1 pseudogene is annotated in these 341 nt (G+C 76.0%); it reads left to right on the top strand.

The features are described 5' to 3' along the window. A pseudogene (locus tag G3I42_RS16025) lies at nucleotides 1-341 on the top strand (hypothetical protein); the annotation flags it as partial.

The following is a 341-nucleotide window of genomic DNA, read 5'->3' as shown; positions in this document are numbered from 1 at the left end:
CTGCTCGGGCTCGTGCTGTGCGTGCGGTACGGGGCGCCGGTGTGGACGTACTTCGCGACGTACGCGCTCCTGGGCTGCGCGCCAAACACGGGGGCGATGGCGCGGGCGCGGTGGGCGCACCTGCTGCGGGCGGCCGAGGGCGAGCGGCCTCCGCCGCACGGCTCCCCGCCGGGATCAGGGGACTCCCGTCCGGCGTCGGACGGCTTCGGGCTCAAGGGCGCGGCGAACGCCCTGGAACAGGTCATCGACGAACTCTGCTTCACCCTCGGCCCGGTGCTCGCCGTGCTGCTCGCGACGTCGTTCGCCCCGGCGGCGGGGCTGCTCACGGCGGCGGCGCTGCT

Origin of the sequence: Streptomyces sp. SID11385, from assembly GCF_010548245.1 — a bacterium.
Lineage (GTDB): Bacteria > Actinomycetota > Actinomycetes > Streptomycetales > Streptomycetaceae > Streptomyces.
The sequence above is the reverse complement of the archived record's forward strand: the minus strand, read 5'-3'. Positions and strand labels throughout refer to the sequence as shown.